Here is a 1,142-nt window from a genome sequence, read left to right as displayed (position 1 = left end):
TTTCTTTTATCTGGAAGAATGAAGTGACTCAAACTGTCTCTCATCCTTTTCAGTTTTACAGGTAGAGTTCCGTCTGGACTTAAAGCTAACCAACGTAATTGCGCATCAATAAGGTTAATTGCGGCGGTAAAACTGACCCTAGTCGCTCGAACCCCGGCTTCTGAAGCTATCTTAACCATCTCTAATCGCACTAAGTTATAGGCAAGTAATACGCCCCACAGCTCTTGCTTCACACCGGCAGAAAAACGACTTCGTAAAGTGACGTGACTTTGCAGTTGAGTCTGTTTAATTTCACCATAACCTTCTTCTATCTCCCAGCGTTGCCAATAAATACGCAGCAGGCTTTCTAGCGAGTATCTACTAGGGTCTGTAAGTGAAGTAATAAAACCTTTTATCTCACCTTTTGGCTCTTGATATAGGACTAATCTGGCTTCCCAACGTGCGGGTAAATTCGGATTCTGCCGTTGAGCTTGAGGAGAGATGGGCATTGAGATGAGCATGTCGTTCTCCGCATATTTCTCCAACACTTCATAGCGTAGCTTACGCTTTGCAGGCATTAACCAGTGAGCATTTTCCGCACTCTCTTGCCACGACAACAAGAGGTCTGCCGAGAAATAACAACGATCAAATAAGGTCAATGAATGTGCGGGGATATCATTGAATAGGCGCTTAGCTAAGGTCGTTTCACCGACATGACAGCCATCAAAAGCCGCCCCCATAATCATTCGAGTTTCTGTTGACATCAAAGCGACTAAACGAAGTTGAGGGTAAGGTTTCAATTTTTTAGAGATGAACCCAAATTCTTCAGCGTTCTCTGGGGAATCTTGGCACCTAAATGTTGTCCCATCCACAGCAAGAACATTAAGCTCTAAGTCTTTGTCTTGTTGAAGGATATCTCCGTTCCAAGCCTTTACCGTTGTGTGAAACAGAGCCGCTAACGGACTCTCATCTAGACGTCGGCGTGAATCAGTTAGGACACTGGGTGCAACACGAGACCAGCTATCTTCAGGTTTAGGCTGAAGTGCAATGTCTAATGAACTGCACACCTCTTTGATAGACATGTTGCGTTGCAGCCCCATCCAAATAACTAACCAGACAGCTTGCTGAGCGGGAAGCCGACGTCGTCTTATGCTCGCTTTATT

General features: G+C 45.0%; 1 protein-coding gene. It reads right to left on the bottom strand.

Annotated elements, in window-relative coordinates; genetic code table 11:
- A partial coding sequence (locus AB4513_RS24610; RefSeq protein ID WP_102258458.1) for an IS4-like element ISVbsp1 family transposase occupies positions 1-1,142 on the bottom strand: 1,142 nt, incomplete at both ends.

The sequence above is a fragment of the Vibrio sp. 10N.222.54.E6 genome, assembly GCF_041473955.1.
GTDB lineage: Bacteria > Pseudomonadota > Gammaproteobacteria > Enterobacterales > Vibrionaceae > Vibrio > Vibrio tasmaniensis_A.
This window is presented reverse-complemented; position numbering and strand designations above follow the sequence as displayed.